At 56.3% G+C, this 6,174-nt stretch carries 7 protein-coding genes and 1 tRNA gene; 7 read left to right on the top strand and 1 reads right to left on the bottom strand.

Annotated features, from left to right (window positions below):
- Positions 1 to 5: 5 nt before the first annotated feature.
- The 5 genes from GTN70_05825 to GTN70_05845 all read left to right on the top strand — a co-directional run bounded on the left by GTN70_05825 (position 6) and on the right by GTN70_05845 (position 2,841).
- Complete coding sequence (locus GTN70_05825; GenBank protein ID NIO16503.1) at positions 6 to 698, top strand: YggS family pyridoxal phosphate-dependent enzyme; 693 nt, start codon at positions 6 to 8, stop codon at positions 696 to 698.
- A gap of 19 nt (positions 699 to 717) precedes the next feature.
- Positions 718 to 1,521: a pyrroline-5-carboxylate reductase gene (proC, locus tag GTN70_05830; protein NIO16504.1), complete on the top strand. Its 804-nt coding sequence runs from the start codon at positions 718 to 720 to the stop codon at positions 1,519 to 1,521.
- A gap of 10 nt (positions 1,522 to 1,531) precedes the next feature.
- Positions 1,532 to 1,831 carry a YggT family protein gene (locus GTN70_05835; protein ID NIO16505.1) on the top strand — a complete coding sequence of 100 codons (300 nt, stop codon included), beginning with the start codon at positions 1,532 to 1,534 and terminating at the stop codon, positions 1,829 to 1,831.
- A gap of 13 nt (positions 1,832 to 1,844) precedes the next feature.
- On the top strand, positions 1,845 to 2,129 hold the full coding sequence (locus GTN70_05840) for a hypothetical protein (protein ID NIO16506.1): 285 nt from the start codon (positions 1,845 to 1,847) through the stop codon (positions 2,127 to 2,129).
- A 181-nt stretch (positions 2,130 to 2,310) separates the two neighbouring features.
- Complete coding sequence (locus GTN70_05845; GenBank protein ID NIO16507.1) at positions 2,311 to 2,841, top strand: DUF664 domain-containing protein; 531 nt, start codon at positions 2,311 to 2,313, stop codon at positions 2,839 to 2,841.
- Positions 2,842 to 3,438: 597 nt separating this feature from the next.
- Here GTN70_05845 and GTN70_05850 read toward each other — a convergent pair.
- Complete coding sequence (locus GTN70_05850) at positions 3,439 to 4,509, bottom strand: patatin (GenBank protein NIO16508.1); 1,071 nt, start codon at positions 4,507 to 4,509, stop codon at positions 3,439 to 3,441.
- Positions 4,510 to 4,743: 234 nt separating this feature from the next.
- On the opposite strand from GTN70_05850, the gene GTN70_05855 reads away from it, so the two are divergent.
- Positions 4,744 to 5,964 (top strand): hypothetical protein, encoded by a 1,221-nt coding sequence (locus GTN70_05855; protein NIO16509.1) that lies wholly within the window; start codon positions 4,744 to 4,746, stop codon positions 5,962 to 5,964.
- Between the two features lie 123 nt (positions 5,965 to 6,087).
- Positions 6,088 to 6,174, top strand: a tRNA-Leu gene (locus GTN70_05860).

A 6,174-nucleotide genomic window follows, 5' to 3' on the forward strand; every position in this document is an offset into this window, starting at 1 on the left:
TGCGTATGGGGGTTATTTCCAGGAACGTATCGAGCGTCCTCGAAAGGGTCGAAGCGGCGGCATCGAAGATGGGCCGGACCGGTGACAGCGTCAAGGTGGTGGCTGTCTCGAAAACCCACGACGTGGAAAAGATAATAGCGGCGGCCGAAGCCGGGATTGACACTTTCGGGGAAAACTACGTGAAGGAAGCGGAGATGAAGATCGCGGCGGTCGGGGGTGACCTGAACTGGCACCTCGTCGGCCACCTGCAGGTGAACAAGGCGAAAAAAGCGGTGAAGCTCTTCGACGTGATAGAGACGGTGGACTCCATACGGGTGGCCCAGGTAATTTCGACGAGGGCCCTTTCGATCGGGAAAAAGCTGAAGGTCCTGGTTCAGGTCAACATCGCCGAGGAGTCGTCGAAGTGGGGGGTCCTGAGAAACGACCTGGTTTTCCTCCTCGAGGAGATCTCCCTCCTGCCGGGAATCGAAATTGCCGGCCTGATGGCCATACCCCCCTACACGGAGGACATGGACGAGGCGAGAAGTTACTTCGCTTCCCTCCGCCAGGTGCAGGAAAGCATCAACGCGCTGAACATGGAAGGGGTATCGCTCAGGGAGCTATCGATGGGCATGTCCCACGACTACGAAGTTGCGATAGAGGAGGGAGCAACTATAATAAGGGTGGGAACGGCTATATTCGGCATGCGGAGAACGTAAGGGAAGCCAGGAGGTAGGGATGCACAAACTCGGCATTATCGGCTCGGGCAATATGGGGAGGGCGATCCTTTCGGGAATCAGGAAGGGAAAGCTCTTGAAAGAGAGAGACATCGTGTGTTTCGACAAGGACCCGGCAGCCCTCGAAAAGGCCCTGGGGGAGTTTTCCGTGGGCCGCTGCAAAACGGTGGCTGAACTCGTGAAAAAGAGCGATGCGGTTTTGCTCGCGGTAAAACCGCAGAATTTAAAAGAGCTCTCGGAAGAGATCGGGGGCAAGCTGAGGGACGGGCAGACCGTCATCTCGATCCTCGCCGGGAAAAAAGTGAGCGATCTCACGGCATCACTCGGCAGCGGGATACGGGTGATCCGGGCGATGCCCAACACGCCGTGCCTCGTGGGCAAGGGGGTGACCGGGCTCTTCGCATCGGCCGGGGCAGGCGACGAGGCGAAAGCATTCGCCCTGAAGATATTCTCCTCGCTGGGAGAAGCGGCATTCTTCGACAGCGAGGAGATGATAGACGTCGTCACGGGATTTACCGGATCGGGGCCCGCTTTCATCTTCATTTTCATAGAGGCGCTGGCCGACGGGGGAGTCAGGTGCGGAATGCCGCGGGACCTCGCCCTGCAATTCGCCGCAGCGATGGTGGAGGGATCGGCGGCGCTGGTCAGGGAAACGGGGATCCACCCGGAGCAGCTCAAGGAAATGGTCATGTCCCCGGGGGGGACGACTGCCGAAGGCGTGTCGGTGCTGGAGCGAGGCGGCTTCCGGGGACTCGCCATCGAGGCGATCCGGGCGTCATATTTGAAAGCAAAATCGATTGAATGAGGTAAACCCGATGTACGTATTCGGCTATTTTCTCAACGCTCTGGCAAAAGTGCTGAGCGTGGCCCTGAACATATACATGTGGCTGATCATCATCCGCGCCGTCATATCGTGGGTGAACCCGGACCCCTACAACCCGATCGTAAGGGCTTTATACAGCATAACCGACCCCGTTTTGAACTGGTTCAGGAGAAACATCCCCCTGGTATACGGCGGGTTCGATTTCTCTCCCATCGTCGTGCTCCTCATCATCTACTTCCTGCAGAACTCCCTGGTTCCCGTCATCGCCAAATTCTCCCTGCAGTTCATGTGAGGCATTCTCCGCCATGATCATCGAGGAGAGAGAAGAGGGAGTCGTCCTGAACCTTCTCGTCCAGCCCAGGGGCCACCGGACGGAAATTACCGGGACCATGGCCGATCACCTGAAGATCAGGATTTCCTCGCCCCCCGCCGACAACAGGGCCAACGAGGAACTGCGGGGGTTTCTGGCGAAAATCATGGGCCTGCCGAAAAGGGACGTTCTGATCATACAGGGGAAAAATGCCCGAAGGAAAAGGGTCCTCCTCCTCGGGGTCTTACCGTCGGAAGCATCGGAAAAGCTCGGCCTGTAAGGGCCCCGGGGCGGGGGTCCGCCGCGATAATATTTCCCGCGCACCGTGAAGACGCACGCGGGAGCGTGGCCATTTTTTCGTGCGTGCACGATCGGCTCATCCCATCTTCCCGTTTACCAAAAACCCAACAGAAAAGCGAAATTCTGTTATCTTATTTATATAGGAATCGGAGGTAAATACGATGAAGAGTATGATAGGCAAACTCTTCGACGAGCTTCAGGAAGTGAGGAAGGGAACCCTCGCGATCGTCGAGGGCCTGGAAAAGGATGACCTGGAGAAAAAAACCGGCAACGAGTGGTCAATAGCCCAGCTCCTCAAGCACCTCGCCCTCTCGGAACTCGGCTCGATAAAAGTGGTGAGGAGGCTGATCAAAAAATCCGACGTGCCCCTGCCCCCCTACCCCGAAGACGAATCGTCCGTCACGTTCAGAAGCCCCAAGCAGCCACCGGGAAAGCTCATCTGCCCGCAGGTGGTGACACCCCCCGACAGGGTACCGGCGGATGAGGCGCTCACGGAACTCGTCCAACTGCGGGAGTCGACCCGCGAGACCCTGGAACTTCTGTCGTCGGTCGATCCCACCAGCAGGACGATGGAGCATCCCTTCTTCGGCGAATGCAACATGTACGAATGGTTCTCTTTCCTCGTGGACCACGAGCGGGTCCACCAGCGGCAAATCGGGGAGGCGATAGGGAGGCTGAGGGAAAGCGCCTAGACACGCAGGATATGCAGGACCCCCTCGGGGTTCCCTCTTCACCATCACTGAAGGGGTATCTCAACGCTGCCGTCAGATAAAATGGGTTTGTCCACAGAAAAGGCCTGGATCTTGTTCGTATGAAAAATAGGGAGGCCGGGGGTTCTTTGTTCGCTTATAAACCCCCCGGCCGGGGCAGGGAATACAGGGGTTGAAACCAAACTTCTTCGTGCTATGAAAGAGAAGCTGGCCTCTCTATGGTATAACTTTCCCTCTTTCACTGAAATAGAGGGCAAAAAGCATGCCACGACGAATGTAAGCGTAACATGTTGAAAACAAACGTTTTTATTTTTCCCGTTTCTTCCACCCCCTCTTTTTGCGTGATTTAACCCACAAAAAGGCCTCCAGAAGTCTTCCGGTCGTGGGCTTTTCACCCGTTGATTGAAATGAAGTGAAAGGGCGGCGGAAGGTTCAACAGGGCACAATAGGGAGGCTGAACGGATTTTGGAATGCTGTCCGCGGAATGCAGGTCCCGGACAAGCAAAAGATACGAACCTTCAGACCTCGAGAAAAATGATATGAGAAGAGCTGCGCCGTAATCGGTGGCAAGGTGCGTGCTCATGCTCTCGAGGAGGTCTTTGCTTTCCTCCTGCGCTTGACCACAGCCTCGATCTCCTCGCGCTGCTCCATTGCCGCCTCGTAACCCGCCACGGCCGACTCCTTCGCCCTGTGGAGCTCGAGGAGCTTTATATGGCCAACTCTCGGCGCGATGATGACATCGGGCTTGTAGAGGTCGAGCATGTATCGCGAGATGTGGAACCCCATGATGTGCCCCGACGTGACCATGATTTCGATTATATTCGGCCCCCGCTGCCTGCCCTTCCTTCGACTCACCTGACCGCGAATCTGCTGGTCGACACCCCCGAACCGTTTCCCCAGGGAGGATACAACCCGTTCCATCTGAAGGATTTTTCCCCCGGGCAGGCGGATGCGCCCCCTCTTTGTTCTATCGGCGACCTCTGAATTGGCCCGTTCCCTCTCCTGCTGCTGCTTGCGCCCCTCGAAGAGGTACCTGTTCACATCCACGGCGATGACGATATCGGCACCCATGTCCCGTGCCACCGTCACCGGCACAGGATTGACGAGCGCGCCGTCCACGAGGAACCTCCCGTCCCTGTGAACGGGAGCGAATATCCCGGGGATCGATATGCTGGCTCTCACCGCCTCTATCAGCCTTCCCTCGGACAACACGACCTCCTCTCCGGTGATGATATCCGTGGCCACGGCCCTGAACGGCACCCTGGTCTCCTTAACGAGCATGTCCCGGGTATATTTCTTTATGAACGACTCCACCCTCTTTCCGTCGATGAGGCCGTTGCGGGGAAATACGATATCGGTGAAAAAGGGGATGATCTTGCCCCAGTCGGTCTCAAACACCACCTCCTCGAGCGTCTCCAGGTTGTCCGTCGCGGCGAAAGCTCCCACGAGGGCCCCCATGCTCGTCCCCGCGATGAGGTCGGGGACGATTCCCATCTCCTTCAATGCTTTGAGGACCCCGATGCTGGCGAAACCCCGCGCAGCGCCGCTGCCCAGGGCGCACCCCACCTTCCTCTTCCTTTTGAACTTCCTCATAACCACCGGCATGCTCCGAATGATTCTCTCCATATTATAATTATCGAACGTTCCCATGCTAACTTTATTTTTCTCCCCCCGCCCGCGCGACAACCCGCTCACTTTGCTACCTGCGGGCTTACAGTAAGGGGATTTTTTCCTTTGACGGCCCAAAAATCATTTTCTTCAGGGGAAATTTACCGTTTATTAACTATTTACCGGGATCTGCCGCTTAACTTTCGGAGCCATTTTGCCGAATAAAATACCATGAATGCTCCTGGTGAGCCTTCTCAACCGTAAAGGAGGAAGACCATGGCTTTTTCAGCAACCGTCATCCGCGTCCTGCTCACATCCCCATCGGATGTAGAGGATGAGAGGGGAATGGTCCAGGCTTTCCTGAATGAGTGGAACGAGAGAAACACCCTCTCGGAAAAAGTGGTCCTGTGGCCCGTTCTCTGGCCCCCCCATGCCGGAGAAGATGGGGGCGGTAAGGGCAAAGGTGAGACCAGCGGAAACCAGCTCGACGATTGCGACCTCCTGGTCGGAATATTCTGGACCCGGACGGACAGCCACGAAGGGGGAGCAAAAAAGGACGAGATCGACGCACTCGCCCGGTTCGTCGAATCGGGGAAGGACGCACTTCTCTACTTTTCAACGCGGCCGGTGGTCCCCGACAGCATCGACCCGGAGCAATACGGACGGCTCCGCACCTTCAGGGAAAGGGTCGAAAAGAAGGGCAGCACCTTTCCCTTCGGTTCCGCCGACGAACTCATGGACATGGTAAACGGCCACCTGTTAGAGAAGATAAAAACTATCAACGGGAACCAGAAAAGCGAGAAAACCGCGCAAAGAGCGGAAAGCGCCGTCACCTCTCCCCCAAGAAAAAGCGAGGAGGCCCGGCAGGAAGACAAGCCGCCCGAAAAGGAGCAAAAACCGAAATCCGATGCTGAAACCCCTGTCGATAAGGCAAAAGACAGGGTGCAGCCCGATGAGTCACAGAAAAGAACGCAGGAGCCGGCAGCGGAAACCACGGAAATCCCTCTTGGCGACGTTGAGTTAGACATCGAACCGATAGACGACGCGGCGCAGGCAGGCCAAAAAGGGGAGAAGGGAAAGAGCCAGGCGCCAGAGAAGGAAAAAAGCCCGAAACCATCCCCGGAGGACAAACCGGAACCGAAGAAAGAGCACGTGGCATCGGATGGGGAATTGAAAAAGATAAAAAAGAAGTTCATGCTCGAATTGAGCCATCTCGAGATAGAGTGGATCATGGAAAGAGATGGGGAGCCCGAAGATATTAAAGACGGAAAATCGATCCTCGAGAACGTGTGCAAAAAGCTGATGGACCTCCAGGTCGCGGTACAGCTGAAGGTCGATATGGATATGATAGAGACACTGATGAAGATCATCGACGATGGAAGAAAGATGAAAGAGTACAAGTTGCTCTCAGACAGCGGTAAGTCGTACGACGCTTTCTGGAAGAAGGGAAACGATATCTTTTCCCGGTACAAGAAGTTCCTCGACGCACTTTCGTAAGAAGCCCTCCCGGGCATGGTGAATACGAGCGCCGGTAGCCGCCGGCTCACGTCCCATCAAAACTTGCATTGACCGGCAGCAGCGTATATATTATTTTCTACTTTTACAGATCAGCACGGTTGTGCCGGAGTGGCGGAACGGGCAGACGCGCGGGACTCAAAATCCCGTGGGGGCAACCCCGTGGGGGTTCGAAGCCCCCCTCCGGCACCA

This window comes from Deltaproteobacteria bacterium, assembly GCA_011773515.1.
Lineage (GTDB): Bacteria > Desulfobacterota > Deferrimicrobia > J040 > J040 > WVXK01.

What these genes read in the sequence shown, in the direction of transcription:
- GTN70_05840 (NIO16506.1), top strand. Translation starts at nt 1,845, where the DNA reads ATGATCATCGAGGAGAGAGAAGAGGGAGTCGTCCTGAACCTTCTCGTC.
- GTN70_05825 (NIO16503.1), top strand. Translation starts at nt 6, where the DNA reads ATGGGGGTTATTTCCAGGAACGTATCGAGCGTCCTCGAAAGGGTCGAA.
- GTN70_05855 (NIO16509.1), top strand. Translation starts at nt 4,744, where the DNA reads ATGGCTTTTTCAGCAACCGTCATCCGCGTCCTGCTCACATCCCCATCG.
- proC (NIO16504.1), top strand. Translation starts at nt 718, where the DNA reads ATGCACAAACTCGGCATTATCGGCTCGGGCAATATGGGGAGGGCGATC.
- GTN70_05850 (NIO16508.1), bottom strand. Translation starts at nt 4,509, where the DNA reads ATGGGAACGTTCGATAATTATAATATGGAGAGAATCATTCGGAGCATG.
- GTN70_05845 (NIO16507.1), top strand. Translation starts at nt 2,311, where the DNA reads ATGAAGAGTATGATAGGCAAACTCTTCGACGAGCTTCAGGAAGTGAGG.
- GTN70_05835 (NIO16505.1), top strand. Translation starts at nt 1,532, where the DNA reads ATGTACGTATTCGGCTATTTTCTCAACGCTCTGGCAAAAGTGCTGAGC.